The sequence below is a fragment of the Streptomyces sp. NBC_01255 genome, from assembly GCF_036226445.1.
Lineage (GTDB): Bacteria > Actinomycetota > Actinomycetes > Streptomycetales > Streptomycetaceae > Streptomyces.
This window is the reverse complement of record NZ_CP108474.1, coordinates 1-26,279: the sequence shown is the minus strand read 5'-3', so window position 1 is coordinate 26,279 and position 26,279 is coordinate 1. Positions and strand designations below refer to the sequence as shown.

Sequence of the window (26,279 nt, the reverse complement as noted above, 5' to 3'; positions counted from 1 at the left end):
CGGGAATACCTCACTGGCCGGACGGCCGGAAGCCGCGGACTCGGCGCTCCACCTCGTGCAGCAGCTCGAACTGCCGGTTGAACGCGATGCGCACGTACTGTGCACCGCGGACGGGGTCGGCGAAGGAGGGAGCCGCAGGGACGACCACGACCCCGGTCGCGTCGAGGAGTTCGAGGGTGAAGGCACGGCCGTCCGTGCGCCCCCCGGTGAGCGGGCTGATGTCCGCCAGCAGGAAGCACCCCCCTTCCGGGGGAGAGATCTTCATGCCCATGCCCGTAAAGATCTCCAGGGCGAAGTCGCGGCGACGGCTCATCTCCCCGGATGCCGCCCTCAGGTCCGCGGAGCCGGCCGCGAGACCGACGGCCAGCTGGAGAGGGCCCGGGGCGCCGTTGGTGGTGAGCTCCTGCACGCGCCGCATCGCCGTGGTGCGCGTGGCGTCCGCACGCAGGAAGCCGAGCCGCCACCCGCTGATCGCGTAGCTCTTGGAGAGCGAACCGACCAGCACGCTGCGCTCCGCGAGGCCGGGCACCTCGGCGATCGAGGTCTGCTCGCGGCCGTCGAAGACGAAGCTGCTGTACACCTCGTCACAGATGACCGTGGCGTCCCACCGCTCCGCCAACTCGGCGATCCAGCCGAGCTCCTGGCGGGTCAGCACTCGGCCCGTGGGGTTGCCGGGCGAGTTCAGGAGGACCACACGGGTACGGGAGTTGAAGGCGGCTGCCAGTTCGTCGGGGTCGAACCGCCAATCGGGCGCGTGCAGCGGGACATGCCGGGGCACGCCGCCCGCGAAGGCGATCGTCGACCTGAACTGCTCGTAGCCGGGGTCCAGCAGGACGACCTCGTCGCCGGGATCGATGAGCGCGTGCAGGGCCAGGAAGAGGGCCTCGGTGCCTCCGACGGTGACGGTCAGCTCGGTCTCCGGGTCGGTCGGCACCGGGAGGGTGGCGGCGATGTGCTCCCGCAGCTGCAGATGACCCGGGGGGAAGACGTACTGATTCTTCCCTGCACGTATCGCGTCGTTGGCTGCCCCGATGATGTCGACAGAGGTCTCGGGGTATCCGGGAGTGCCGAGCGCCATATCGATTCCCTGGCGTTCGCGCGCCATGAGGAAAATTTCCCCCAGGGTATTGCCCCGCAGCGCCGCAACCCTCGTCGATATCCGCGGACTATGGTTTGTGGGACGCGTCATGCCGCTCCTCTACCTGCCCTCTTTTATCTGCCCATTTTGGGGAAGCCGCCCCATGAGCTCCGCGGTTTCCTGGTGTCGACTGCAAGCGCGTTCGCTGAAGGACTGCTTTACTCGATCGCGGACCTCGGAGGGCTGCTCCTGGCTGAGTTTGAACATGCCCTCGGCGCCTGTCACGGTGACGCGGAACGCCCCGACACCGGAAACGATGCTGCGGAAGTAGTCGATCGATTCTGACTGATCCCATCCAGAACCGAAACTGCTTTCGAAGATCTGTGCCGTTGCCTTCACGACTTCGAGCGTCTCCTCGAGCGAGTCAACCTTCTCTATCACACCGTGCACGTGCACCGAAGTGAAGTTCCATGTCGGCGCGGCCTGCTTCACGTCGTACACCGCAGGCGATACGTACCCGTGCGGACCAGTGAACACCAGGAGGACGGCATCGCCGGTTCGCAGCGCACGCCAGTGGGGATTGGCCCGGTTCAAGTGCCCGAGCAGGACGGTGCCATTCGGGCTGTCCGACCAATCGATCGCCGTGCCGTGATCCGGGATAATCGGGAGATGGGTGGCAAACGGCCCGTCGTCGCCACCGTTGGTCACTGCCAGCGCCAACGGATTGCCGTGGATCAGATCGCTCATCCAAGAACCATCGGGTTCGCGGTAGTGGTGGGGAACGAACATGTGGATATGTCACCCCTCGAAGTCGAGTAGCCATCGCATCGGAATGGTCGGTTGTCCTGTCCCGTCGGCAGGACAACCGATGGGCGGACGGGGCCTCTTGCGTGCGCCCTCAACGCTATCAACCTTGACGCGCCGCAGGTCTTCAATGCAACGTGTTTACGTAAGGATGCGGGGCCGAAGTCAAACACGAAAGACCCACGTGGAACAGCCCGTCGCAGCGTAATTGCCCAGAAGCTTGATTGCGTATGAGCGGGTGAGTGCCAGAGGCTTTGTCGAAAAGGTAGCGGAGGGCGGTGGAGAGGTACGAGCGCACCAGCCGCCGGCGGAGATCTCCATCTGCCGACAGAGCAACGCATGAGTCACTCCCAGGTCGCACAGGGATCTGAGCAGTCACGTCGCAGCCACGCCAGCGGAGGAAGTGTGTCCATGGATGCCAATGCAGTCGAGATATACGACGTCGTGGGCGTTGGATTCGGGCCGTCCAATCTGGCGTTCGCCATCGCTTTGGAAGAGAACGGAGCCGGCTCCCCTGCGGGCCCGGTCGCCTCCGCGTTCTTCGAGCGGCAGTCCTCGTTCGGCTGGCATCGCAATATGCTGTTGCCGTCGGCGACGATGCAGGTGTCGTTCCTCAAGGATCTCGCCACCCTGCGCAACCCAGTCTCGCGGTTTGGCTTTCTCTCCTTTCTTCACGCCTCCGACCGGCTTGAGAAGTTCATCAATACCCAGACGTTCTTCCCGACCCGGGAGGAGTTCCATCAGTACCTTGACTGGGCTCAGGCGCTGTTTTCCGACCGGGTTTCGTACGGATCGGAAGTCGCGGGAATTCAATTGCCTGTTGAAACTTCTTCCAAAACTGCCCAGTACCTTCAGGTCAGGGTGCGTGACAGCGGCACGGGCGATACCAGGACCGTTGCCGCCCGCAATGTCGTGATCTCCACAGGTCTCGTTCCCCAGGTGCCGGACGGCGTGGCATCCGACGAACGGGTCTGGCACAGCTCCGAATTCCTGGAGAGGTTCAAGCAGGCCCGCCCGGACACCCTGAAGAAGGTGGCAGTCGTGGGGGCCGGCCAGAGCGGGGCCGAGATCGCCAGGTTTATGTACGACAACCTTCCGCAAGCTCAGGTCTACGCGATCATCCCGTCCTACGGATATTCAATCGCGGACGATACCCCGTTCGCCAACCGGGTGTTCGACTCCACGGCGGTCGATGACTACTATTTCGGTACGGAGCGCGCCCGGGAAGCCTTCTGGCGCTACCACAAGAACACGAACTATTCGGTTGTCGACGACGAAGTCATCCGGGACCTGTATCAGCGGATGTACATGGAGGAACTGCGCGGGACCAAGCGCCTGAACATCCTCAACATGGCTCGGGTCACGAATGTCAAGCGGATGGGGAACGAGTCGCGCGTCTCCATGGAGTCGCTGCTCGACGGCGGTTCCCAGGACCTCGATGTGGATGCGCTCGTCTTCGCCACCGGCTACGACGCCATGGACCCGAGCGACGTACTCGGCGACCTCGACGGCTACTGCCTGCGTGACGGTGCGGGAAGATACCGGATCGATCGCGACTACCGGCTGGTCACCACACCGGATGTGTCGTGCGGCATCTACCTCCAGGGCGGCACCGAACACACCCACGGACTGACCTCGTCCCTCCTGTCGAACATCGCCGTGCGTGGCGGCGAGATCGCGGATTCCATCCTGCAGCGGCGGTCCGTCGACGGGCCGGCGACGCCCGTACTGACCACCCCCGCCTGATGAGGACTGGTGATGGCCGCAGCACAAGATCCATTGCGCGTCGGCGTTCTCGGCTGCGCGGACATCGCCTGGCGCCGCACTCTTCCGGCGATGGCTGCCTGCCCCGACATCGAGGTCGCCGCCGTCGCCAGCCGCGACGAGGCGAAGGCGAGGCGGTTCGCGGCGGCCTTCGGGGACCCCCGGGTACTGGGCTACGAAGAGCTTCTCGCCTCCCGCGACATCGACGCGGTCTACATACCGCTGCCGGCGATGTTCCACGCCGACTGGGTCGCGAAGGCGCTGCGGGCGGGCAAGCACGTGCTCGCCGAGAAGCCGCTGACGGGGGATGCGAAGAGCGCGGACGAACTGTTGGCGCTTGCCGAATCACGGGGCCTGGTGCTTTTGGAGAACGTCGTTTTCCCGCATCACTCGCAGCACGTCCGTGTCCGGCAGATGCTCGCCGACGGTGCAGTCGGCGACCTGAGGGACTTCACGAGCGTGTTCACGATTCCGCCGCTGTCGGACGAGAACATGCGCTATCGCCCGGATATCGGCGGCGGAGCCCTGCTGGACATGGGCGTCTATCCGATCCGTGCCGCGCTGTACTACCTTGGCCCCGCTCTTGAAGTGCTCCATGCCGTACTGCGGGTTCGTGCCCGCACGGGTGCCGTGGTCTCGGGACGCATCCTCGCGTGCACGCCCGGGGGAGTGACGGCCGACCTGGTCTTCGGAATGGAGCACTCCTACCGAACCAGCTGCGCGTTCGCCGGCAGCAGCGGCCTGCTGCGGCTCGACCGGGCGTTCACGCCGCCGCCGTCATTGCAGCCGGTGCTGCATATCGAGCGGCAGGATCACCGCGAGGAGATCACACTGCCGATGGATGACCAGTTCGGCAACATCGTGCGGTATTTCGCGAATGCGGTGCTGACCGGATCGAACATGCTCGATCAATCAGCGGTAAGCCGGCGTCAGGCTCGACTGATTGACGACGTGGAACGCCTCGCCATACGGATCGAGGTTCCTTAGAATGACCAACACAGTGACCGGAGTTGTCGGTGAGCGATGAGGCAGCAGACCGGTTCGGGAAAGGCCTCGTCGAGATTTTCCCGAAATTCCCGGCGAACGCGCGGAGTACCTCATTGTGTTAGCCGTCTTTAGCGGGCACCACTTCAAGTCGAAGAGGATGGGGAAGGTGACGGTGGGCTCCGGGAGCAGAACGATATGCGATTCCCCGCGACGAACGCCTACCTTCGCGCCCTCGATGACAGGCTGCCGAGCGCGATCGACTGGTCCTCGCCTCGCCACACGTGACTGTGGCAGACGGCGAGATGGGGGGCACCGATGACCTCGGAGTCCCTCGTCGCGCCCCGGCCCGCCAAAGTCCTCCTGATCGGTGGCACCGGATTCCTCGGTCGGCATGTCCTCGACAGTCTGTCCACCGCGGGCACGGACGTCACCGTGGTGACCCGGCGGCCGGCCGCCGTGCCGGCGGGGTGCGGAGTGGCCGAGCTGGACGCCGGCGCTCCGCGACGGGCTCAGTTCGCCTCGATGATCAACCGGTACGCCCCGGATGCCGTGGTCAACGCGGTCGGTGAGATCTGGCGGAATGACACTTCCCTGCTGCAGGCGGCCAATGCCGAGCTCCCGGAGCAACTGGCGCTGGCGATGGCCGACCTCCGCAGCACCGCCCGGTTGGTGCATCTCGGCTCGTCGCTGGAGTACGGACCATTGCCCCACCCGCACGCGACCGACGAGGGCTGCCCGGAGGCACCGCGGTCGGAGTACGGGCGAACCAAGCTGCGGGGCACCCGGAGGATCTTCGAGATCGCCCAAGAGGCGTCGCTGGACGTTGTGGTCCTCCGCATCTTCAACGCCATCGGATCGAGCATGTCGCCTGCGAGCCTGCTCGGCAGGACCTTGCAGACGCTCAACCGAGCACGGCGGGACGGACGCCCGGCGCGGCTCACCCTGTTCGACCTGAGACAGCACCGCGACTACGCCGATGCCCGCGATCTGGCGGAGGCGGTCCTCCGCTCGACCGTGTCGAGGCGGCTCACGGGCGTACCGGTGCTCAATCTCGGCACCGGGCGGGCGAGCAGCGCCTACGAGCTGGTCCGCGGGCTTGCGTCGGCCAGCGGAGTGGAGTTCACGATCGACGTGCTCCCGGCGCCCGAGGGCGGCGGGCGGTCTCTGGCCGCCGGCTGGCAGATCGCGGATCCGACTCTGGCCCGGCGCCACCTGGACTGGTCGGCTGCTCGAACGCTACCGGAGACCCTGCGCTGGATCTGGCGGACCGCCGGAGAGGGTCAGGCCCAACCCATTGCTGGCTGCCCTGCGGAAGGTACCCGATGAACGACAACCTCAAGGACGAGATCCTCGCACTGGTCGAGGAGTACCACCAGGCGGCCGGGTCCGGGACATCCGCATGGGTGGCCGGCGAGAGCCGGGTGCTGGCCTCGGGCGCCGTACTGACGGCGGCGGACCGGATGGCACTGGTCGAAGCGGCGCTGGACCTGCGGATCGCGTCCGGGAGCTATGCGATCCGGTTCGAGCGGGCCCTGGCCGCCTACTTCGGGTTGCGCAAGGCCCATCTGGTCAACTCCGGGTCCTCGGCCAACCTGCTGGCACTGGCGGCGCTGACCGCACCGGAGTTGGGCGACCGCGCCCTGCGCCGCGGCGACGAAGTGATCACGGTGGCGGCAGGGTTCCCGACCACCGTCAACCCGATCATCCAGAACGGAATGGTGCCGGTCTTCGTCGACATCGACCTGAACACCTACAACACCACCGCGGAGCTGGTGGAGGCGGCGATCGGCCCCAAGACGAGGGCGATCATGATCGCGCATGCGCTGGGCAACCCCTTCGAGGCCGCCGAGATCCGGGAGCTGGCCGACCGGCACGGGCTGTGGTTCGTGGAGGACAACTGCGACGCCGTCGGCTCCACTTATCGCGGCGCGAAAACGGGAACCTTCGGGCACCTCAGCACAGTCAGCTTCTACCCGGCTCACCATCTCACGATGGGCGAGGGCGGCTGCGTCCTGACGGGCAGCATGGAACTCGCGCGCCTTGTCGAGTCCTTTCGGGACTGGGGGCGGGATTGCTGGTGCGAACCGGGAGAAGACGATCGGTGCAATAAACGTTTCGGCTGGCAGCAGGGCACGCTTCCCTTCGGTTACGATCATAAATACATATTCTCCCACGTGGGGTACAACCTGAAGGCGACCGATCTGCAGGCGGCCCTGGGACTGTCTCAGTTGGAGCGGCTGTCCGAGTTCTGTGACAGTCGACGCAAGAACTGGGCCCGCATGAGATCGGGGCTGCAGAATGTGCCAGGTCTTACCTTGCCCGAACCGGCTCCGAACAGTGATCCAAGCTGGTTCGGGTTCACGCTGACGGTTCAGGATTCAGCGCCGTACTCTCGCCGGGACCTGCAACTCTATTTGGAGTCGAAACGTATCAGCACCCGGCTCCTGTTCAGCGGCAACCTCACCCGTCATCCCGCTTATGAACACGTCGAGTACCGAATATCCGGTAGCTTGGCCAACAGCGACAAGGTCGTTAACGACACGTTGTGGATCGGCATTTACCCCGGTGTGACCGAGGAAATGATCGACTATGTGATCCGCGAAATCTGGTCGTTCGCGAAGGGGTCTCCGCACTGAACCCGGCCCTGTCGGACCGCCCGACAGCTTGTGGAGGACTCCCTCGCCAAGCGGTGGTGGCGGCCCCCGGTCGCCCCGCAGCATTCGATCGCCGTCTCGCCCGACCAGCTCGGCTACCAGGTTCAGCTCCAGGACCCACCCGACACCTCTGGGCCTCCCGATCCTACGAATGACCGGGACGAGCCCACGAGAAAGGTTAGAGAGGTAAGGACTCATGACCATCGCGGAGTGCCGTGTGTGCGGCAACCGGACACTGCTTCAGGTGCTGGATCTGGGAGAACAGGCACTGACCGGCGTATTCCCTCGCAGTCGCACGGAAGTTGTGCCGGCCGCCCCACTCGAGCTGGTCAAGTGTTCGCCGGACGGATGCGGTCTCGTCCAGCTCCGGCACACCGCCGATCTCAGCCTGATGTACGGCGATCAATACGGGTACCGCTCGGGCATCCGCCCATTCATGATCAACCATCTCCGCGGCAAGGTGGACGAGATCACCCGACTTGTCGACATCGGACCCGATGACCTGGTCCTGGACATCGGAAGCAACGACGGGACCTTGCTGTCCCAGTACCCGGCGGATGGCCGGACTCTCGTCGGAGTGGATCCGACCGGCGAAAAGTGGCGAAAGTTCTACCCCGAACACATCGACCTGATCCCGGACTTCTTCTCCCGGGAAGTCTTCGCCACGCACTACGGCTCCCGCCGGGCCAAGGTCGTCACCTCGATCGCCATGTTCTACGACCTGCCCGACCCGCTCCGGTTCATGGAAGACGTGAAGGAAACGCTCACCGACGACGGTGTGTGGATGCTGGAGATGAGCTATCTTCCGGCAATGCTCGACGCGACCGCCTACGACGTGATCTGCCACGAGCACCTGGAGTACTACGCACTTCGTCAGATCGACTGGATGGCCGAGCGCGTCGGCCTCGACGTCGTGAGAGCGGAGATCACCGAGGTCTACGGCGGCAGCCTCTGCGTCACGCTCGCCAAGCAGGGCTCCGGACACCGGCGTGACGAGGCGGCGCTGAACCGCTTGCGCGCCCGCGAGGCCGGACTGGGGCTCGACACCATGGCGCCCTTCGAGTCGTTCGGCAAGCGTGTGCGCGAACACCGCGACCACCTGCGTGACTTCCTCGACACCTCGCGCAAGGACGGCAAGCTGACCCTGGGCTACGGCGCATCGACCAAGGGAAACGTGATTCTCCAGTACTGCGGCATCGGAGAGGAGAGTCTGCCGTGCATCGGAGAGGTCAGCCCGGAGAAGGCCGGCCGATTCACCCCCGGCACCCACATCCCCATCGTCTCCGAGAAGGAGGCCCTCGCCCAACGACCCGACCAGCTGCTGGTCCTCCCATGGGTCTACCGGGACGGATTCATCGAGCGGGAAGGCGAGTTCCTTTCCCGCGGCGGCAAGCTGGTCTTCCCGCTGCCCGCGCCGCTGAGCATCGTCTAGCGGCAGCGGGCAGGCGCGGCGTTGCGCGCGGGCATGCGCTGACAGATCCGCTGTCCGCGTACGCGTCCGAGTGGTTCTGGCAAGCTTCCCGTAACCGGAGATCATCGCGGTGACACGGTCGCCCGGTCCGCGTAGCGGCGGCGGGCGATCAGGACCACTCGGTGGCGGAGAAGGGACACGTCGGCGCGCGCGGCCCTCAGGCGTTTCTGCAGCTTGATGTCCGTGATACGACCCTCGTCGACCCCGGAGCCGGGAGAGGTCGCGATCCCTGGGCGACGGCATGCCGGGGTTCGCGCCGGGCTCCGGCAAAGCCGGCCGCTTCGCAGCCGTGGGCGGTCGTCGTCGGCGGCGAGGCGGGGCAGGGCGCACGTCAGGTGGGTGAGCGGGATGCGGGCCAAGGCGGCGAGGCACCGGGCCGGTGGTGGCGCACGTCGAGCGCGCCTTCCATGGCCGTACTCGGGACGAAAGAAACAGGTGGAACCCTTCGCCTGCCAACTCGCCGCGCGGATGTGATCGGCTGGTGCCGACACGAGTGACGAACGGCCATGCCATTCACACGCCGACCATCATGGGGCAACGGGAACACGATCCGGCCAACTGGACGCGGTACGGGGAGGAGGGGCCGATTCCCCACCACGCCGGGATGGACTCGCCGGTGCGGACTGGTCATGCTGACACCCTCGGAAAGCCTCGCGGAAGGCATCACAGGCGGTCTGTCACGGCCCGTCACTTTTCTTGACGACCCATCGGGAGTGAGAGCGATGAACTCTGCACACCAGCACCGCGACCCCGCACACGAGAACACCCCCGCGACCGCGGCGGACGTGCGCGACCCCGAACTGCTCCTCGTCGACGCCGGATCGGTGCGTGACGTCACCCTGGGGAACTGGTCGCACGGCCACCCCGACGACACGCAGCACTGGACGCCGACCCACGACTGATGCGCTGGGCGGCCGGGTTCCGGGCAGGACCGGACACGAGCGGGACGCCGGTCCCGACGCCTGTCGCCGGGGAGGCGATCCCCGGCTTCGCCGTGGCGTGGACCGTCGGACCCGTCCTGGTGCGCACGGTCGAGGGCGACGGCCCCGGACCGTCCCGGATCGCGGCCGTCGGCGACTGCCCGCCCACGCATGACGAACTCGCCGCCACGCTCCACGCGATACAGGCCGGCCAGCTGGACCGGATGCCGGAACGGCCGGGTTCGTGTCTGCTGGTGGCCGAGACCCGCGACCGTACGGTGGTCGTCGGCGACCGCGCCGGGGTCTGGCCGGTGTTCTACCGTACGGATGTCGACGGCGGAGTCTGGTGGTCGAACGCGGCGACACCGCTGGCCGCGCTCTCCGGCCCACCGATCCCGGAACTCCGCGCGCTCGCGGCCCGCACCGCACTGCCCGACGTGGTGCTCGACCCGCACGCCGGCCTGTTCCCACAGGTCGCCCGCGTACCACCCGGCATGGCCCTGCTCTGCGAACGTGGCTCGACCCGCCTCGTCCATACCGGCACCACCACCCGGGCGCACGCGGAGCACCTCACCCTGCCCGAAGGAACCCGGCTCCTGCGCACCCGGCTGACCGAGGCGGTCGACCGCCGCGTACGGTCGACCCCGCTGCGCTCCGCCGACCTGTCCGGAGGACTGGACTCCACGACCCTGGCCCACCTCTCCGCGCGAGCGGGCAAGACCCATGCCATCACGTACACCGACGAATGGCTGCGCAACGACGATCTCCCGTACGCGACGGCCGCCGCCGACGAGATGCCGGGCGCGGTCCATCACGTGGTGACCGGCGACCGCTCCACCCTCCACTACACCGGACTCGGCCCGGAGCACCTCGACGTCCCCGCCTCCGACGCCCCGAGCCCCACCGTCGTGCTGTGGGCGATGAAGGCGAAGGTCCTGGGAGCGATGGCCGCGCACGGCTCGCGCGGCCACTTCGTGGGCACCGGCGGCGACACCGTGCTCACCGCGTCCGGTGTCCTGACCGACGCCCTGCGCGCCGGACGCCGCCGCCAGGCCGCCGCGGCGGCCAGGGCGGCGGCCCGGGTCACCCACACCTCCGCGTGGAGCCTGTGGCGGGCCGCCCGGTCCAAGGCCGCGCTCACTCTGATAGTGGAGGCCGGGCACCTCGCCGACCGGCTGCGCGGGCCCGCGGCCCCGGCCGCCGCCACGGCGCACCGTGGGACCGGCGGCGCCGATGCCGCCTGGCTGCCGGTCCAGACGGTCGCCGACTGGATGCCCCGCCCGACCCGTGACCTCCTGGCAGACCACGTAACCGACACCTGCCGGTCCCGCGAACAGCCGAACTGCCTCGCACCCTGGCGCGACGCGCACGGCCTGGCCAGGGTCGGCGACGACGTCGCCCAATATGCGCACCTGGCCGCGAGCCTCGGCATGCCCCTCTGGGCCCCGTACCTGGACGACGAGGTGGTCGCCGTCTGTTTCGGCGTACCGCCGCAGGAGCGGCACGTGCCCGGCGCGTACAAGCCGCTGCTCACCCGCGCCATGCGCGGCATCGTCGCCGACCCGGTCCTGGACCGCCGTACCAAGGGAACCTTCGGCGGGCCCGTCTACGCGGGCCTGGCGGAACACTCCGCCGCACTCACCGAACTGCTGGGCACCGGCTCCCGCCTCGCCCGCCTCGGGCTCGTCGACCCTGCCCCCGTGGCCGCCGTACTGCGCCGAGCGGCGCCAGGGCTACCGCTGCCGCTCGGCTCGGTGCACAACCTCGTCGCGGTCGAGGTGTGGCTGCGGCAGCTGGAAAGCCAGAGCCGTTCGACGTGGTGGAAGGAGAACCGATCCCGTGCCCTGGGTCCTGCCCCGCACCGTGCACGTCGTCCATGACGACACCGCGGGCGCCGCTTTGCTCGACGAGCGCTCCGGACGCTGGTACCACCTGTCCCGGCCAGGAGCTGCACTCCTCAAGGCGATCCTCGCCGGCGCCGACCCGGAGGCCGCCGCGGCCGAGGCGGCCGTACCGGGCGATGACGCGTCGCGCTCGGACCGCGCCTTCCTGGCCCTGTTCCACGACCTGCGCGCCGCGGGACTCCTGATCCGGCACCCCGACGTGCCGCCGCGCCGCCGGTGGCCGTTCACCGGGCTGTTCACGGGGAGGACCGGACGATGAGCCTGCCCGTCGCTCCTGCCGCCGGCCCGCAGCCCTCCTTGCCCCAGCTACTCTGCGGATCCTTCGGTTTCCTCACCGCCGTCCTCCTGCTGAGACTCCCGCTGCACCGAACCACCGCCCTCGTGCGCCTGCTGCACCGTCTGCCCCTGAGGGAACCGGCGCAGCCCCGGGCCGCCTGCATTGTCCAGGCAGCGCACTCAGCCGGTGCCTGGTGGCCGGGGCGCGCGGCCTGCCTGGAGACCTCGCTCGCCGCGAGCCTGGCGGCCGTCGCCCAGGGGTACCGCCTCTCCTGGTGCCTCGGCGTGCGCTTCCTCCCGCCGCCGCGCGTCCACCACGCCTGGGTCGAGACCGCATCCGGCCCGACCGGCGAACCCGAGACCGCTCTCCCACACGGCTGGCCCTACGTGACGGCCCTGCGCGTCTGATGCGTGCCGGACGCCCGGCGGCTCACGCCTCGTCAGCGCCCGTGGCCGGCGGGAGCACCAACCGCCGTCCCTCGTGCCGCGCCACCATCACGAACCGGAAGCGGTCGACCTCCAGACAGAGGCCGACGTCCCGCTCGTGCACTCCCGGCAGCCACCCCGCACGCCCGTGGCCGGCTCGTGGTGCTCCGGCCGGGCCGTCGGGGGTGCGGTAGATCCGGCAGACGAGCGACGGCATGGCACCGGGCTCGGCGAGCGGGTCGCGGCCGTCGATGAGAGCCGGTGAGGCCGGACCGCCCGGCCTCGGCCTGGTCGGCGATCACACGCGTTGCAATGTCGGCGGCGGCCAGGCAGGCGGCTCCATCGCCTGCCGCAGCCGCTCCTCGGCGAGCCGCTGGTGGGGGCGTCCGGCACGACCAGGATCTCGCTGGACCTGTCGACCCGGATGGGGCCGGTTTGCGGTGACGCCGGCGACGGCTGCTCCTCCTCAGGCGGCTCCCAGCGCTGGTTCTACCGGGCCGAGACCTCGGGCTGGCGGTCGGTCGCCACGAACGGCGATGCGGGTTGCGTGGGCATCCACAAAGTCCTGCCGGAGTTGCCCGTGCGCCTCTGTGCGTCGCTGCCGCGCCTCGACCGCGGCTGATCCGCCGAAACAGGCGGCCATGTGGCTACGGGAACAGAATCATCTCTTCGCCTCAGCCGGTTCAGAAGGTGTGCGAGAACCCCTACGCCCCGTGGGCCTCGACAGATGGATCTGCGTCGCCGGCAGCGGGCCGGTCGGCCATCCGATGGCCTCGACGAGGTGAGCCGGCTCCGCCGAGAACCGACCCCGCGTCCGAGCCGCCTGCTCGTCGGGCGTGGTCGGCCCGGGATGACGTGCACCTACACGGGCAGACCCTGACGGCACCGGCTCAGTGCGGGGTGGGCAGATGGACGGAGGCGAGTTTGGCCGGGTCGACGACGATGCGGATGCTGGTGATCCGGTCTTCGGCGACGGTGAAGGCGATGACGGAGAGAGGTGTTCCGTCGGGGCCCCAGGACATGTGACCGGGGATGCCGTTGACCAGTACGGGTCGTTGGCGGGCGACCTCGCCGGAGAACATGCGGGCGCCGGCGGCGACCTTGGTGGCGCCGAGGGTGACGACCACGCCGTCGGGAGTGTCGACGGTCAGCTTCACGTCCGGGTCGAGGACACGCAGGAGCGCTTCGAAGTCGCCGCTGAGGGCGGCGGCGCCGAATGCCCGGACGACCTCTCGGCGCTCGCCGCCGGGGCCCGCCGGCCGGTCCTTGGCTTGGACCTTGCGGCGGGCACGGCTGGCGACCATCTTGGCGGCGTCGGTGGATTTGCCCAGGATCTGGCCGATTTCCTGGAACGGGACCGCGAACATGTCGTGCAGGACGAACGCCAGGCGTTCGCTCGGGGTGAGGGAGTCCAGCACGATGAGCAGGGCGAGGCCGACCGAATCGGCCAGCGCCACCTGATCGTCCGGCGCGGGGCCGTAGTCGGGTGTCACCACGAGGTTCGCGAACTCTTGCTCGTAGGCGGTTTCAGGGCGGGCTCGGCGCGATCTCAGGAGATCCAGGCTGATTCTACGTTGTCGCCGGCCCACGCGGTGCCGATCCGGGGCGTGCTCAGGCCGGGTCCCGAGTAGATTCCGGTGTTCCTCGAGGTATAGACGTGTGCACCGATGCCGAGGACCCCGGCGGTGGGCAGCGCCACCGATCCCGACGCGGCGATGCCGACAGGGCCGGTGGCGCCGATCGCAGGCGGGGCGCTGACGAGCCCAGCCCCCCCATGATTCCCAGAACGGCGAGTAACGTGACGGACGTGGACCGGTTCACAGGTCTCCTCCATGAAGACCCATGAGCCGTGGTGACGGTCCTTGGCGAAGCCAGACCTTGGTTGTTCTACGAATGTTGCGCGGCCCTTCGGGCGCGGAATGTTCTCGTTCGCCGATGACGGTTCATGAAGTGTGGTGGGAGCCGCCTCGGCCGGGGCTGCTCAGGCGTCGTCCGGTTCGTGGTGGTGCCATCGCGCTGTCGGTCTGCCCGGTCGCCGTGTGAATGTGCTCAGGTCGGCCTGTGATCCCGTGCAGGTTCCGACGGCTTCCGTCAGGTCGTCTGGGCCCGCGCGGCGGGGTCCGCCGGCTGTCCCGCGAGGTCCTCGTAGACACGTCGGGCGGCGTCGGCCGAGGCACAGGCGGTCACCAGGAAGAAGGCGGACTGGTCGTACGCGTTGCGGAAGGACGACCGGGCCACCGAAAGGACCCCTTCGCACTGCCGCTCCGTCGACGCGGAACAGGCGTCTCCACCCGATTCGACGCGCGGCGAGGACGTGGCGGTCCAGCCGGTCGGCATGCTGTGCAGGTCGGGGGCGATGGCCGTCACCGTCTCGGGGTCCTTGAGCACGCTGACCCGGCGCCCGTCGGGTCTGAGCGACGAGGACCCGTCGCCGCCCGTGGTGAGCCGGGCCAGCCCGTACACGGCCAGGACCAGCACGACGACCACCGCGACGACGGCCGCGAGCGTGGCCGGAACGCCCTTTCGGATCTTGGTGATGGCCTGGTCGCTCCCTGGTTCACGTCCCGCAGCCGGCCGCGCACCAGGCCGGCGATCATGTCGCCGCCTGCTCCGCCCACGGCGGTGAGCGCGGCACGTGCCACCGCTTCCACCGCCGCCGACGCCGGATCCACCCCGTTCAACCGTCTCCTCCAGTCCGCTGAATCCACTGGCTCCCCAGGTCTGAGCGGGACCGCCGAACTCTCCCGAACCCGCCGGATCGCTCGGTCCCGTCCCAGCCCGCCGGCCCCCGTGGTGCCCAACTGCCGCCCTGAAACGGTTTGTTGCGCAGGCCCCCTCGCGCCACGAAACAATCCCCGCCACTCCCAGAGGCGTGAATTCCTCTTGCGGACGGCGCGGCGGGACGGTTGATTCGGAGGCCGCCACGGGGAAAGCAGGAGTGCCATGGGCCGACACGAGAATCCGCTCGACGCCTCGGCGAGCCCGGTCGCCGAGCTCGCCGACGCCCTGCGCCGGCTCCGCCGCGCCGCCGGCAACCCGCCGTACCAACGGATGGCCCGGCACTGCTCCTACTCGGTCGCCACCCTCTCCCGGGCCGCGGCCGGGAAACAGCTCCCCACCCTCGCCGTTCTCCTCGCTTACGTCGAGGCGTGCGGCGTCGGCGACACCGAGGCGTGGGAAACGCGCTGGCGCCACGCGGCGAAGGCCCTCGCGGCACAGCGCCCCGGCCGCGGGAACCCCCCGTACAAAGGGCTGGCCCGGTTCGACCCCACCGACCAGGCCCTCTACTTCGGTCGGGACCGCCTCGTCGACGACCTCTGGACACTGACCTGCGATCGGCGGGTCTCCGCACTGATCGGCCCGTCGGGAAGCGGGAAGTCCTCTCTCCTCCGCGCCGGACTCGTGCCCCGGCTGCGCGGGCGGGAGGAGAGCCCGCGGCGCCCCGCCACGATCCGCATCATCACCCCCGGCGAGCGCCCGCTCTCCACCCACGGCCCGCATCTGTCGTCCACGGGCACCCGTCCGTCCGCCGTCTTCCTCATCGTGGACCAATTCGAAGAGCTCTTCACTCTGTGTCACGACCCGGTCGAACGGGAGGAGTTCGTCAAGGCCCTCCTCGCGGACCGGGGCCCGTCCGGCGGGATCCGCGTCGTCCTCGGGATCCGCGCGGACTTCGTCCCGCGCTGCCTGGACCACCCAGGCCTCGCCTCGGTCGTACGCGACGCGAGCCTGACCGTGACCCGCATGAGTTCCGCCGAACTGCGCGAGGCCATCGTCGGACCGGCTCGGGCGCACGGACTGGTCGTCGAACGCGCGCTGACGGCCCGGCTCACCGCCGACGTCGCCGACAACACCTTCGAACTGCCCCTGCTGTCCCACGCCCTTCTTGAGACCTGGACTCGCCGGCAGGGCCGTACGCTCACCCTGGACGCCTACGAGCGGGCCGGCGGCCTGCAAGGGGCCATCGCGCAGAGCGCCGAGGGCGTCTACACCCGGCTCGACACCGTGCGGGCGGACATCACACGGCAGATCCTGCTACGGATGATCACCCCGGGGTCCGGCAAGGCCCCCGACACCCGCCGCTCCGTCACGCGGGCCGAACTCGAATCCCTCGGCGGGGACCAGGAGACCCACGAGGTCCTGGAATCACTGACCCGGGCCCGGCTGATCACCTCCGACGGGGCATCCGTCGGACTGGCGCACGAGGCACTGATCAACGCCTGGCCCCGACTGGGCGACTGGATCGAGCGGGACCGCGAGAACATGCGCGTCCAGCGGTGGCTGACCGAAGCGGCCGACGCCTGGGACGCGGTCGGACGGGAACCCGGCGTGCGGATCTCGCCGGTCCGCCTCGCCCAGCTCGACGCGCACGCCTCCCGCACCGGCCGGAGCGGACTCACCACCCTCGAAACGGACTTCCTCGCCGCCGGACTGGCCACCCACCGACGCACCCTCCGCGCCCGCCGCACGACACGGGCCATGGGCTCCCTGCTCGTGGCCACGACCACGCTCGCGGCATCCGCTCTCTGGAGACAACGGCGACTGTTCAGGGAGCACCGGGCACAGAGATGAGCCGCGCGCCGCGGTCTCCAGCAGCTCGGTGTCGCCGCCCGTACGTCCACGCCCGGGATCGTCGCCACGGCCCCGGGCGCCCTCGGTGAGCGGGCCGGCGGCCTGCTCCTGGGCCATCGGCCCGGGGGAGTGCGCGGACGAACCCGTACGGTTCCACGCCCGCCCCGGTGCCCGCCCACACCAACGCCGGGTGGCTCGGCTGTTTCACCGTCGTCAGCCCCGACGCCCGCACCACCGAGACCGGCGCCGCCCGACTGCTCGACGAGGTCGACTCGAACCGCATCCCGCGTGAACACACCAGGAAATGGCGCCACCCAGCCCGGGTGCTGCTTCCTCCTGCCCCATGGCCAGATCAGCGCGGCCGGCTCCTCGGCCACCACCCCATAGGAGCCCTCGACACCGGCCTCGTTGCCGAGCCGATCTCGCTCCAGGCGCAGCGTGCCGAGATGGCGTCGCCGACTCCACCACCGCGCGGCGGCCGAACGCGGCCCGCACGATCGCCTGGATGTCCCCGATGGTCATGCCCTGCTGGAAGGAGCCGGCGGGACGCTGGATCGTACGGAACTCCACAGAAGCACCTTCCTTGCTCACGCGCCGGACCGGGTACGAAACGCGGCTCGGGGGCCGGTCACCGCCAGCGCCTGAGCACGCGGGCGGTCAGGCCACCGGCGCCGGTCAGGGCACCCAGGACAGCCGCGCCTACCGCCAGCGGCTCGGCCGCCGACGGGTGGACCAGGGCCACGTAGACCGCTGCTGACGTCACCAACAGCCCCACTGCCAGGGCCAGGAGGAGAACGACCAGGCGCAGCTCCTGGTTATCGCGGTCCGGGCGGGGTGCGTTCGTGCTGGCGGGCATGCCGGGCTCCTCAACGAGTCGGGTCGTCCGGCGGCCGCAGGTCGTCCACGGCCGCGGACTCCAATCTGGTCGGCCTGCCACGGCGTAGGTACGCCACAGGCTTGCCGTTTCCACGCCATTTGAGCGGGCTGGCCGGGCGGGGACCCGGCCCAGGTGGGGGGTCTCCAAACGGCGCCGGAGCCATGGCCGTCCGCCGCCGCTACGCCATCGGGTTGCCATGTGGCTGCCGTTCCGAGGGGAGCCACCGGATGGGGTGACAGCCGGGCCACGGCCGCGAGCGGCGCCGGTACCTTCCCTGGCATGTCCACCGACACTCCGAGCGCGGCCGATCAGCTGCTGCTCGACCACGCGCACCGGCACGGGCTCTCCGTGACCGAGAAGAACCTGGAAGTCTGGAGGAGCCGCCGCCTGCTGCCGGGCAACATCCCCGGCGGAGGCCTGGGCCGCGGCAAGGGCAGCACCTCCAGCCCGGCGCCCGAGAGCTTCGACCTCGTTCTCGGCCTCGCCCGTCACGCCGGCCGCGGCAAGCGCCCGACGGACCTGGCTCTGCTGCTCTTCGACGAGGGTCTCCCGGTACCCGAGCCGACGGCGCGAGCCGCCTTCATGGCAGCGGTGGACACCATCTCCGTCCACGGCGACGACGAACCAGACAGCGACCCGGACCAGCGGCTCGACGACCTCGCCGCCCACATCGCCGACGCAGGACCGACCGTGACCCTGGTCCCCGCCCGGGCCCGGCGGATCGACGAAGGCATCGCCCGCCTCGCCCGCGCCGGCGGGCACACCTGGCCCCCGGCCGAGCTCGCCTCCCTCGACGAGAACCCCGGCCCGTCACCCTCCACCCCCAAGGACGCCGCCCTGGCCGCGGCCGCCGCGGTCATCACCGGGTCGATGTCCCTGGAGGACATCGGCGACATGCTCCGCGCGATGAACCCCACCGCCACGGCCAACCCGCTCGCATCCCTCGTCGAGACCACCCGCAAGGACGTCCCCGAGGTCGCCGGCGCGGTCCTGACCGACGACGGCCATCTGGCACTCGGCCCCGTACGGGATGCCCGCGACCATCTGCGTGACCTGGCCGCCACGGCTCCGCTGGAGGACCTCGCACGGGCCTGGAGAACCGCGGAGGGCGTACGGCAATGGGCCCTGGACCTGTGCACGCGCGCCGAGGATGAACTCGCCGCAGGGCAGCTGGGCGAGGCAGCCAGGGAATGGCAGAACTGCCGCTATGCGATGGCCGGCCTGGCCCTGCTCAGCACGCTGAAGGAGCGTGACTGGCCACCGGCACAGCATGCCCTCGACACCCTGCTGCTGCTCTACCAGCTCCGGGAGTTCCAGCGGCTCGACCACCTCGTTCCCGGCTGCCAGTGGCACCTCCTCGACACCGAGGGGCTGATGCCACTGCCCACCCGCGAGCTCCTCCAGGACCTCATCAGCCGGAACGCGCCCCGTGCCGGGGCTGGGGCTGATGAAGCTCCTATAGATCGTCAAGCCGGTCCGTGGAGTTCATAGGATGCGTTCGTGGCTCGATTTGATGAGGTTAAGGCGACGTTCTGGGGCGAGGGCCTGTATGGGGTGCAGGCACCGTTGACCGACGCGGTCGTTCAGGATGCCGAGCTGCGGCTCGGTGTCCGTCTGCCAGCTTCGTTGCTGGAGATTCTGCGGGTCCAGAACGGCGGCCTGGTGGCGGATCTGTGGAACGCGTTCCCGACCGCCGTGCCGACTTCGTGGAGCGAGAATCATGTTCCACTCGACGACATGATGGGCATCGGCCGTCACGACAGCCAGCTGTCATTGCTGGACACGGCCTACTTGGTCGAGGAGTGGGGTCTTCCGTCTCCCCTGGTCCTGCTCTCCGGTGACGGCCACTGCTGGGTCGCTCTCGACTACCGGGCATGCGGAGAGCGCGGGGAGCCGTCCGTGACGTGGTTCGACGTGGACGGCGACACGGAGCTCCCGCTGGCGACGGACTTCCAGACGTTCGTCGAGCACCTGACCGCGGCCGCGTCGCTCGACCTCGATGACGCGGACAGCATCCGGTCGGCGTCATGATCTGGCGCCGGCCGAGCCTGCCGTGTTCAGGATGCTCGTGCTCCTGAGGTGCCTGCGATCTCTCGGTTTGGTGTCGGTGGTGGTGAGAGCGGTGGTGACGCTCTGGGGCGGGGTGTTGCGGGGCTGGTCAGTGGTTGTGAGTGGGCGTGGGTGTTGCTGTCATGAGGTGAGAGATTGAGGGGCGGGATCGCTGTCACGGGGCTCCATCTCATGGAGGGTGATGCTGCCTCAGGTTCGAGAGTTCTTAACCGTTGAGGTGGGCGCCACGGGTGCGATCGTGGGGTGGGGCAAGACGCAAGAGCCGGCCGCCATGGGGCTGGGCTGCCCAGGGCGTTGGTAGTACGCCGCTTGCTGGAGAAGCAGCAAGCGGGAGAGCTCCCGCGGATCGTCCGAGGCCCCACCGCCACAGCGAACCCGAACCGCGCTCTGGTGTGCAGGATGACGCCCTCCGCCTCCGCTCTTGCCTGCAGCCGGGCCCGGATCCGCGGCTGCCACCGCTCCAGGACCGCCGCCTCGATCGCCCGGATCTGCGCAGGACCCGGCGGGGGGTGGAACCCCGGTGCACCGCGAGCAGGAACCGCAGACGGGCCTCGGTGCTCGCGGGAACCGACCGAGTGCGCAACGCACGCTCCAGCCCCTGCGCGATCTCACCCACATCCATCCCTTCAAGCAGCTTGCAGGGCGGCACCCTGCGGCCGGTGACCTCATGTCTTCCGTACTTGGCCGCCCCTTCCACGCAGTTCGGGACAACACCCACAGACGTCGGCTATTGGGCACCGTGCCGACCGAGGCGGCGATCCCCACCGCCACACGAGCAGGTGCCGGGCCCGCGGCCGGTGTCAGGTCAGTAGTCGAGGTCGAGGTAGTCGATGTCGTTGAGGGTGACGCCGGAGAGTCCTGTGGCGCGGCCTCCGCCGTCTTGGAAGTAGATCTCTTTGAGTCCCTCGGCGATGATTCCGCGCATCTGCTGGTCGCTGGCGCCTGTGTTGCGGGCGTCGAAGAGGCGTTGTGCGTAGCGCGGGGGGAGGTGCACGGTGAGTCGCCGGAACCGTCCGTCGTCGGTCGTGCCGACCGGCGCGGTGTAGCCGAACCGGGCCCTCGTCTCCACGGTGATTCCGGTGGTGGTGGCGGCCTTCTTCTGTCGGCGCTTGCGCACCATGGGCTGCCACCGCTGCCGTACGGCGTCGTCGATCTTCGCGGCGACGTCGGCGCGGGCGTGCTTGCGGGCGCCGCGCCGGTACCTGTTCACGGAGTCGGCGGTGACCCCGATCTCCGACGCCACGGCCTTGGCGCTGCCGAGCTGCTTGAGCAGGTAGCCGATCTGGCCCTTGAGGGTCTTGGGCGGGTCCTTGGTGAACGCTTCGCGGTCGGCGCGTTCGATCGCGTCGTCGATCTCCCCCACAGTCCTACTCACCTTCGTCCAGGACGGCGTCGCCGCCCTTGATGTGGCGGGCCGGGTTCAGACCCTTCTCCATCAGCTCGACCGCCCACAGCATCGGCTGGACGCCCTCCAGCTTCGCCAGGCCGGGCGTGGGCCCGAGGCGGAATCCGCCGGGCTGCGGCTTGCCCGAGGCGGCGTAGGGGAGGAAGTCAAGCGGCGAGGCGCTCGGCGAGGGGTAGACGACGCAGTCGGAGAGCACGGCGAGCGGGAACAGCCCGGTCATCTTCGCCATGTTGTTGAGCTTGCGGTGCATGTTGACCCGGGCCTTGGAGATGACGGCGGCCCTGATGTCGGGGCGCCAGGTCGGCCGCTCCAGGGCCGGCCACCGCTCGCCTTCCTGGTAGTGGCGGCCCTGCGGGCGCTCGCGGAGCTTGCCGACGCCGCCCTTCACGGTGGCCTTGATGGCCGCGAGGACGGCGGCCAGGGCCGGGTCGACCTGCTTGTGCTGCTCCATGGCAGCGAGGAAGGCGCGGTCGTCCAGGTCCTTCGTGACGCCGAGGTCGGCGAGGGTGTCGACGTAAGCGTTCTTGAGGCGGTCGTGCCACGGGTCCAGGTACGCGCCGGTCTCGCGGCGCAGGTACGCCTCGATCGGCTGGATGTCGTGCCCGAGTTCCTGGGCGTAGGCGACGGTGTGCGTCTGGTACCAGGCAGGTCCCGTCGGCCGGGAGCCGTCCGGCGTGAACGGCGAGGGCAGGCGCGGGTCCAGCTCCACATGGGAGAGGTCGACCAGCCAGCTCCCGGGGATCTTCGGGTTGAACTTCACGTTGTGGAAGTGGTCCGGGGCGGACAGGCCGACGACCAGGCGGGCCGCGGCCGCGAGGAACGCCGTGTTCAGGTCCAGGCCGACCGCGAAGGGCAGCATGCACTCCTCATCGCTGAGCGAGTCCACCGACCGCACCCACTGGTATGCCTCCTCATTGAGGAACCCGCCCCTCCAACCGGAGTTCACCACGACCGGGTGCTCCGGGGTGGCCTCCGGCGGCGCCGGGTCCATCGGCTCCGTCCCCAGCGAGCCCGGGTTGTAGCCGGAGAACCAGTTGCCGGTCTCCTCATCGCGCTCCGGACGGGTGGGCGGGCGCAGCGCCGTCATCAGCTCCAGGCCCGAGACGGCCGTGGATCCGCGCGGGGTGATGACCCGCTGGGCGTACACCCCGAGCACGCGGGCGATACCAGCAGGCTCCATCCCGCTCACGCCGGGCCACGACCGCTCATCGAGGGCGTCCCACGACAGGATCGCCATCTGCACGCACTGCCGGTCGCGGCCCTGCGCCTTGCGGTAGATCCGCGCCCACGGGCCGAACCCGCGCTGCGTCAGCTGCCACTTCGCCTTCGCCACCTGCTTGACCACCGGGTGGTTCTCCGGAAGGCGCAGCGAGCGGCGCTGCTCGTGGCCCTCCAGGCGCTCGGGCAGCCCGAGCCTCACGGCCGCGGACGCGGTGAGCACGATCAGCGGGTCGGAGTCCTTGCCGTACCGGTTGAGCTTCGGCGCACCGAGGCCCGACTCGCGCAGCGTCCACTCCACCAGCCCCGGCACGGTGGTGGCCGGGCAGTCGAGCACGATTCCGTCGACGCCGTACGCGGAGCCGTCGCCGTCCAGCACAGCAAGCGTGCCGTGCGGGAACCGCGGATCGGCTACGGGCTGAGCCGCCTTCTTCGCTGCCGGACGCCGCGATGCCGCAGCCGGCCGGGTGGCGGGACGTGCCGGCCTTGTCTCTGGAACGGTGAGAGCCTGCGGGGCGTCTGGCGTCTCAACCTCGGATGCTTCCGGTTCACTGGACGCCGCTGCCGCCGACGTGACAGCCAAGGCGGGACCGGGGGCGGGATACTTCGCCGCCCACCCGTTCAGCAGCCGCTGGTAGGCATCCAGACGCGGCGACTTCGGCTCGCTCCGGCCGTTCTCCCAGTTCTTCACCGACTGGGTCGTCGTCTTCAACGCGGTCGCAAGGCGGGCCTGCGTGATGCCGGCGGCCTCACGCAGCCGGGCACGCTCCGCCGGAGGCGGGAGCTGAGGCTCCTCCTTCAACAGAGCGTCGACGGACGCGAACAGCTCATCCTCAGTCGCCATCCCTGTACCTTCCCGCCAGGACCCAGTGTTGCTTAACCAAAAAATTACCCCACTCTTTAACCCTGCCGTGCCCATTCCAATCCCAGCTCGGCGAGTGTGATGAGTTTGTCGGGGGTGAGCTTCGCGCGGCGTCCCTTCTGATTCATGATCCACACTCCGAGCTTCACTTCGGTGCCATCCACTAGCCGTTCTACGTGCCCCCTGGGGACGGTCAGGGAGCCGGTGCGAGCCTTGTACTGGGCCAGGGCTGCTACGCCCCGCTCGAAGGCGCTCACAGGCGCCGTAGACGGCTTCACCGATGCCTCCAGACCGAGCGAGTGTGGGATGACGCCGATGGTCTCCAGGCGTTCCCGCTGCCCGTCGGTCAGCGCTGCCCAGACCTCGGGCTGGCGTTGTCGGGCGAGCCATTTACCGATGTCCATGCCGTGGACGGTGACGCCTGGCTCGATGTAGGCGAGGATGCTCTCTTCGGCGAGCATCTCCCGTACCACGGCGTAGTGCCGTTGCCACTCGGGCGCCCATACCGGGTTCCAGTCCTGGTCGATCTCCTTCAGCGCGGCTTCCCACTTCGGCTTGTCGGTGAGTGCGCCGGGGCGGCGGAGGTTGGACAGCCACTGCCCCACCGGCCGGTCCAGCATCGTCGCCGACCGGGGCGCGCACAGCGTCCAGTGCTCCTCGTAGTACGCCTTGGCGGCCTGAAGGTTCTCCTGGAACCGCTCATCCACAACCGACCACACCATCCCGAGCCGCTCCAGCCGCTGCGCACGCTGCCCGCTCATCTCCCCGGCCCCGTATGCCCGCCGCTGCTCCGCGACCCACTGCCCAAGGGGAGTTGCTCCCTCTTTGTGCCCATACGGCACGCGCGCGTTCCCGACCCGCTGGACGTACTGCTTGAGTTTCGCCCAGCCGCGCGCCCAGTCCTGCCGCTCCGTGTCGATCACGTTGAAGGACACCCAGTCCGCGACCATCACCGGATCACGCGGAACGGCGAAACGGAGCAGCAGACGGGATTCGTCCTCGCCTTCCTCAGGCGGCGGGCCGATGTACTCGGACGGCTGCGCCACGTCCTTCTGTGGCTCCTGAGGGATCGCCAGCAATTCCACGGCATCTTCATCGTGAGCCCGCAACCCCTCAAGAACCTTCACCAAAGGCCGATATGATCCCGAGGTGAACATGTCTTCCGGCTTCTCTCCGGGCTGAAGGAACACCGGCACGATCAAAGAGGCAAGTTTTCCCTCTCCCGGCTTTTGACGGAGAGCCCGGCCGATGGCCTGGACGATGTCGTGCGGAGCGCCCTTGGGGTCCAAAAGGGCAACACTGTCCACCGCTCTGATGTCGACGCCTTCCCCCAAAACGCGACAATTCGAAAGCACCGCCCGCCGCGCCGTGGTCCCGAAGCCGCCCAGCACCTCCCGCCGGCGCTCCGGGACATGCTCACCACACAACCAGTCCGCCCAGATCCGAGCCGGGTACCTCTCAGGCTGGTCCGCGTGCAGCTTCGCCGCGACGCGCTCCAAACCCTCCGCGTACGCCTGCGCCTCCATCGTCCGATGGTGGAACGTGATGCACGTCGACAGACCGTGCTGCGCCATCGCGTGCAGCAACGCGGCCTGGAGCGCCCCCAGGCGCTCCCCGCGCACCTTCTCGCTGTGCCGGTCCCCGCCCATCAGCCGCTCCGGGGTGACGACCGGGTCCTTCAGTTCCAGGACGATGATCTGGTAGCGCGCCAGCAGCCCACGCGACACGGCCGACGCGAGCGACAGCTTGTAGAGAACCGGCCCGAAGACCGCCTCGTCGTCCATGGAGGCCGCCATCTCCCGCGGCAGCGGATCCCGCACCCCCTCGGCGACCTCCCGGTCCAGCCGCTCCTCCCAGATCCGCGGCGTCGCCGTCAGATACAGCCGGCGGTGCGACGGAATGACCCCCTGGTCATGGACATCGGCCCACGCCTTACCCATCGATCCGGACGTCCTGTGCGCCTCATCCACCACCGTCAGGTCCATCGGATCCAACTGCTGCCCGTAAGCGCCCTCGAAAGCCTCCGCCAGGACCCCCAGCGAGGCGTACGTCCCGAAGACGACCACAGGCCCGGAGCCATGCCACAGAGCCAACTGCACAGGATTCGTCGTGGAGCGCACCTTCAGGCTCCACAGCTCCGGGTCATCGGTGAGGCTGCACACCGCAACCGCCGGCCCCGCATGCCCGGCCCCACGCCACGCCTGCACGGTCTGGGTCAGAAGATCCAGCGTCGGCACCAGGACGAGAATGCGACCCTTGGGCACGAGCCGCCTCGCCGACGCCGCCGCAATGATGGTCTTACCCGTCCCGCACGCGGCGTGTACCTGCCCACGCAGGCCGTTCCAAGGAATACCGCCCGGCGGGACATCGAGACCGCGCACAATGGCAGAAACGGCCTCGATCTGATGGTCGCGCAGTTTCATGGCCATTTCCATGTTCTCCTTTTGCGGAATACGGCGCGGCGCAATCAGAAAGAAAGTCTGGTGCGGCGAGTGGTGGGCCGGGGTAGTGGTGTCTGATCCCAGACTGTACACAGTTAGGATCAGTGATGCATCATTCACGCGACAGGTTCAATCTGGAGGCTGACACTTGACTGATTCGCCCTCGCGATCATGGTTCATTTGGCATACTGACGGGCCATTGGTAAACGTGAGTGGCTGGGTTCGAGAGTGGGGGAGGGGTTCGGGTGGCGCGCAGCGGAGCCCGTCACTGCGGTGGGGCCGACACCCCGTCAGGCCGATGATCCGTCACTCTCGTTGCAGGGGGTGGTAGCTGGGATTCCCAGACCCTACACAGGCCCGCGCGCGATGCACCTCCCCTTGTAGCCAGCCCGGGCGATCGCGCTTGCGCGGTCGCCTGCAATTCGCGCTTGCGCGAATTGCATTCCTTTTCTGAATTCCGTTTACGGAATTCCATTCCGGCGCTTGCGCCGGAATTCGAATTGCGCTTGCGCAATTCGCACTCTATGCCCCGGCTTGCCGGGGCATATCC

The 26,279-nt window shown here is 68.8% G+C and carries 20 protein-coding genes and 1 pseudogene; 12 read left to right on the top strand and 9 right to left on the bottom strand.

What is annotated here, in order from left to right; all coding sequences use genetic code 11:
- Positions 1 to 10: 10 nt before the first annotated feature.
- Together OG357_RS00105 and OG357_RS00100 are read right to left on the bottom strand one after the other, a co-directional pair.
- On the bottom strand, positions 11 to 1,105 hold the full coding sequence (locus OG357_RS00105; protein ID WP_329619097.1) for a pyridoxal phosphate-dependent aminotransferase: 1,095 nt from the start codon (positions 1,103 to 1,105) through the stop codon (positions 11 to 13).
- Positions 1,106 to 1,198: 93 nt separating this feature from the next.
- On the bottom strand, positions 1,199 to 1,867 hold the full coding sequence (locus OG357_RS00100; protein ID WP_329619096.1) for an FMN-binding negative transcriptional regulator: 669 nt from the start codon (positions 1,865 to 1,867) through the stop codon (positions 1,199 to 1,201).
- A 426-nt stretch (positions 1,868 to 2,293) separates the two neighbouring features.
- Between OG357_RS00100 and OG357_RS00095 the strand changes: the two genes are divergently transcribed.
- The 9 genes from OG357_RS00095 to OG357_RS00055 all read left to right on the top strand — a co-directional run bounded on the left by OG357_RS00095 (position 2,294) and on the right by OG357_RS00055 (position 12,266).
- The gene (locus OG357_RS00095; protein ID WP_329619095.1) at positions 2,294 to 3,628 is read left to right on the top strand and encodes a lysine N(6)-hydroxylase/L-ornithine N(5)-oxygenase family protein; all 1,335 of its coding nucleotides are present in this window, start codon (positions 2,294 to 2,296) and stop codon (positions 3,626 to 3,628) included.
- 12 nt (positions 3,629 to 3,640) lie between these two features.
- Positions 3,641 to 4,633, top strand: a complete 993-nt coding sequence (locus OG357_RS00090) for a Gfo/Idh/MocA family protein (protein ID WP_329619094.1) — start codon at positions 3,641 to 3,643, stop codon at positions 4,631 to 4,633.
- 315 nt (positions 4,634 to 4,948) lie between these two features.
- Entirely contained in the window at positions 4,949 to 5,959 is a 1,011-nt protein-coding gene (locus OG357_RS00085) for an NAD-dependent epimerase/dehydratase family protein (protein WP_329619093.1), read from the top strand.
- Entirely contained in the window at positions 5,956 to 7,269 is a 1,314-nt protein-coding gene (gene rfbH / locus OG357_RS00080; RefSeq protein ID WP_329619092.1) for a lipopolysaccharide biosynthesis protein RfbH, read from the top strand. The genes OG357_RS00085 and rfbH overlap by 4 nt, the downstream gene beginning before the upstream one ends.
- Positions 7,270 to 7,483: 214 nt before the next feature.
- Positions 7,484 to 8,719 (top strand): class I SAM-dependent methyltransferase, encoded by a 1,236-nt coding sequence (locus tag OG357_RS00075; protein WP_329619091.1) that lies wholly within the window; start codon positions 7,484 to 7,486, stop codon positions 8,717 to 8,719.
- Positions 8,720 to 9,480: 761 nt separating this feature from the next.
- Positions 9,481 to 9,660, top strand: a complete 180-nt coding sequence (locus tag OG357_RS00070) for a lasso RiPP family leader peptide-containing protein (protein WP_329619090.1) — start codon at positions 9,481 to 9,483, stop codon at positions 9,658 to 9,660.
- Positions 9,660 to 11,558, top strand: coding sequence for an asparagine synthase-related protein (locus OG357_RS00065; RefSeq protein ID WP_329619089.1), 1,899 nt, complete (start codon positions 9,660 to 9,662; stop codon positions 11,556 to 11,558). The genes OG357_RS00070 and OG357_RS00065 overlap by 1 nt, the downstream gene beginning before the upstream one ends.
- Positions 11,518 to 11,841, top strand: coding sequence for a hypothetical protein (locus tag OG357_RS00060; RefSeq protein WP_329619088.1), 324 nt, complete (start codon positions 11,518 to 11,520; stop codon positions 11,839 to 11,841). The genes OG357_RS00065 and OG357_RS00060 overlap by 41 nt, the downstream gene beginning before the upstream one ends.
- The gene (locus OG357_RS00055) at positions 11,838 to 12,266 is read left to right on the top strand and encodes a lasso peptide biosynthesis B2 protein (RefSeq protein WP_329619087.1); all 429 of its coding nucleotides are present in this window, start codon (positions 11,838 to 11,840) and stop codon (positions 12,264 to 12,266) included. Before OG357_RS00060 ends, OG357_RS00055 begins: the two co-directional genes overlap by 4 nt.
- 22 nt (positions 12,267 to 12,288) lie before the next feature.
- Here the strand turns inward: OG357_RS00055 and OG357_RS00050 are convergent, their stop codons facing one another.
- The 3 genes and pseudogenes from OG357_RS00050 to OG357_RS00040 form a co-directional block, all read right to left on the bottom strand.
- On the bottom strand, positions 12,289 to 12,501 hold the full coding sequence (locus OG357_RS00050) for a hypothetical protein (protein WP_329619086.1): 213 nt from the start codon (positions 12,499 to 12,501) through the stop codon (positions 12,289 to 12,291).
- A 673-nt stretch (positions 12,502 to 13,174) separates the two neighbouring features.
- A pseudogene (locus tag OG357_RS00045) lies at positions 13,175 to 13,855 on the bottom strand (sigma factor-like helix-turn-helix DNA-binding protein); the annotation flags it as partial.
- 520 nt (positions 13,856 to 14,375) lie between these two features.
- Entirely contained in the window at positions 14,376 to 14,771 is a 396-nt protein-coding gene (locus tag OG357_RS00040) for a hypothetical protein (RefSeq protein ID WP_329619085.1), read from the bottom strand.
- A gap of 456 nt (positions 14,772 to 15,227) precedes the next feature.
- Here OG357_RS00040 and OG357_RS00035 point away from each other — a divergent pair, with 456 nt between their 5' ends.
- Positions 15,228 to 16,856, top strand: coding sequence for an nSTAND1 domain-containing NTPase (locus tag OG357_RS00035; RefSeq protein ID WP_329619084.1), 1,629 nt, complete (start codon positions 15,228 to 15,230; stop codon positions 16,854 to 16,856).
- A gap of 628 nt (positions 16,857 to 17,484) precedes the next feature.
- Here OG357_RS00035 and OG357_RS00030 read toward each other — a convergent pair.
- Positions 17,485 to 17,712 (bottom strand): hypothetical protein, encoded by a 228-nt coding sequence (locus OG357_RS00030; RefSeq protein ID WP_329619083.1) that lies wholly within the window; start codon positions 17,710 to 17,712, stop codon positions 17,485 to 17,487.
- 300 nt (positions 17,713 to 18,012) lie between these two features.
- Here OG357_RS00030 and OG357_RS00025 point away from each other — a divergent pair, with 300 nt between their 5' ends.
- Positions 18,013 to 19,224: a hypothetical protein gene (locus OG357_RS00025; RefSeq protein WP_329619082.1), complete on the top strand. Its 1,212-nt coding sequence runs from the start codon at positions 18,013 to 18,015 to the stop codon at positions 19,222 to 19,224.
- 9 nt (positions 19,225 to 19,233) lie between these two features.
- Positions 19,234 to 19,764, top strand: coding sequence for an SMI1/KNR4 family protein (locus OG357_RS00020; protein WP_329619081.1), 531 nt, complete (start codon positions 19,234 to 19,236; stop codon positions 19,762 to 19,764).
- Positions 19,765 to 20,608: 844 nt separating this feature from the next.
- Here OG357_RS00020 and tpg read toward each other — a convergent pair.
- The 3 genes from tpg to OG357_RS00005 are packed head-to-tail and all read right to left on the bottom strand — an operon-like array spanning position 20,609 to position 25,717.
- Positions 20,609 to 21,166, bottom strand: coding sequence for a telomere-protecting terminal protein Tpg (gene tpg, locus OG357_RS00015; protein ID WP_329619080.1), 558 nt, complete (start codon positions 21,164 to 21,166; stop codon positions 20,609 to 20,611).
- Positions 21,167 to 21,170: 4 nt separating this feature from the next.
- Entirely contained in the window at positions 21,171 to 23,270 is a 2,100-nt protein-coding gene (gene tap, locus OG357_RS00010) for a telomere-associated protein Tap (protein ID WP_329619079.1), read from the bottom strand.
- A gap of 56 nt (positions 23,271 to 23,326) precedes the next feature.
- Positions 23,327 to 25,717 (bottom strand): DEAD/DEAH box helicase, encoded by a 2,391-nt coding sequence (locus OG357_RS00005; protein WP_329619078.1) that lies wholly within the window; start codon positions 25,715 to 25,717, stop codon positions 23,327 to 23,329.
- Positions 25,718 to 26,279 lie beyond the last annotated feature (562 nt).

What these genes read in the sequence shown, in the direction of transcription:
- OG357_RS00105 (WP_329619097.1), bottom strand. Translation starts at nt 1,105, where the DNA reads ATGGCGCGCGAACGCCAGGGAATCGATATGGCGCTCGGCACTCCCGGA.
- OG357_RS00100 (WP_329619096.1), bottom strand. Translation starts at nt 1,867, where the DNA reads ATGTTCGTTCCCCACCACTACCGCGAACCCGATGGTTCTTGGATGAGC.
- OG357_RS00095 (WP_329619095.1), top strand. Translation starts at nt 2,294, where the DNA reads ATGGATGCCAATGCAGTCGAGATATACGACGTCGTGGGCGTTGGATTC.
- OG357_RS00090 (WP_329619094.1), top strand. Translation starts at nt 3,641, where the DNA reads ATGGCCGCAGCACAAGATCCATTGCGCGTCGGCGTTCTCGGCTGCGCG.
- OG357_RS00085 (WP_329619093.1), top strand. Translation starts at nt 4,949, where the DNA reads ATGACCTCGGAGTCCCTCGTCGCGCCCCGGCCCGCCAAAGTCCTCCTG.
- rfbH (WP_329619092.1), top strand. Translation starts at nt 5,956, where the DNA reads ATGAACGACAACCTCAAGGACGAGATCCTCGCACTGGTCGAGGAGTAC.
- OG357_RS00075 (WP_329619091.1), top strand. Translation starts at nt 7,484, where the DNA reads ATGACCATCGCGGAGTGCCGTGTGTGCGGCAACCGGACACTGCTTCAG.
- OG357_RS00070 (WP_329619090.1), top strand. Translation starts at nt 9,481, where the DNA reads ATGAACTCTGCACACCAGCACCGCGACCCCGCACACGAGAACACCCCC.
- OG357_RS00065 (WP_329619089.1), top strand. Translation starts at nt 9,660, where the DNA reads ATGCGCTGGGCGGCCGGGTTCCGGGCAGGACCGGACACGAGCGGGACG.
- OG357_RS00055 (WP_329619087.1), top strand. Translation starts at nt 11,838, where the DNA reads ATGAGCCTGCCCGTCGCTCCTGCCGCCGGCCCGCAGCCCTCCTTGCCC.
- OG357_RS00050 (WP_329619086.1), bottom strand. Translation starts at nt 12,501, where the DNA reads ATGCCGTCGCTCGTCTGCCGGATCTACCGCACCCCCGACGGCCCGGCC.
- OG357_RS00035 (WP_329619084.1), top strand. Translation starts at nt 15,228, where the DNA reads ATGGGCCGACACGAGAATCCGCTCGACGCCTCGGCGAGCCCGGTCGCC.
- OG357_RS00030 (WP_329619083.1), bottom strand. Translation starts at nt 17,712, where the DNA reads ATGCCCGCCAGCACGAACGCACCCCGCCCGGACCGCGATAACCAGGAG.
- OG357_RS00025 (WP_329619082.1), top strand. Translation starts at nt 18,013, where the DNA reads ATGTCCACCGACACTCCGAGCGCGGCCGATCAGCTGCTGCTCGACCAC.
- tap (WP_329619079.1), bottom strand. Translation starts at nt 23,270, where the DNA reads ATGGCGACTGAGGATGAGCTGTTCGCGTCCGTCGACGCTCTGTTGAAG.
- OG357_RS00005 (WP_329619078.1), bottom strand. Translation starts at nt 25,717, where the DNA reads ATGGCCATGAAACTGCGCGACCATCAGATCGAGGCCGTTTCTGCCATT.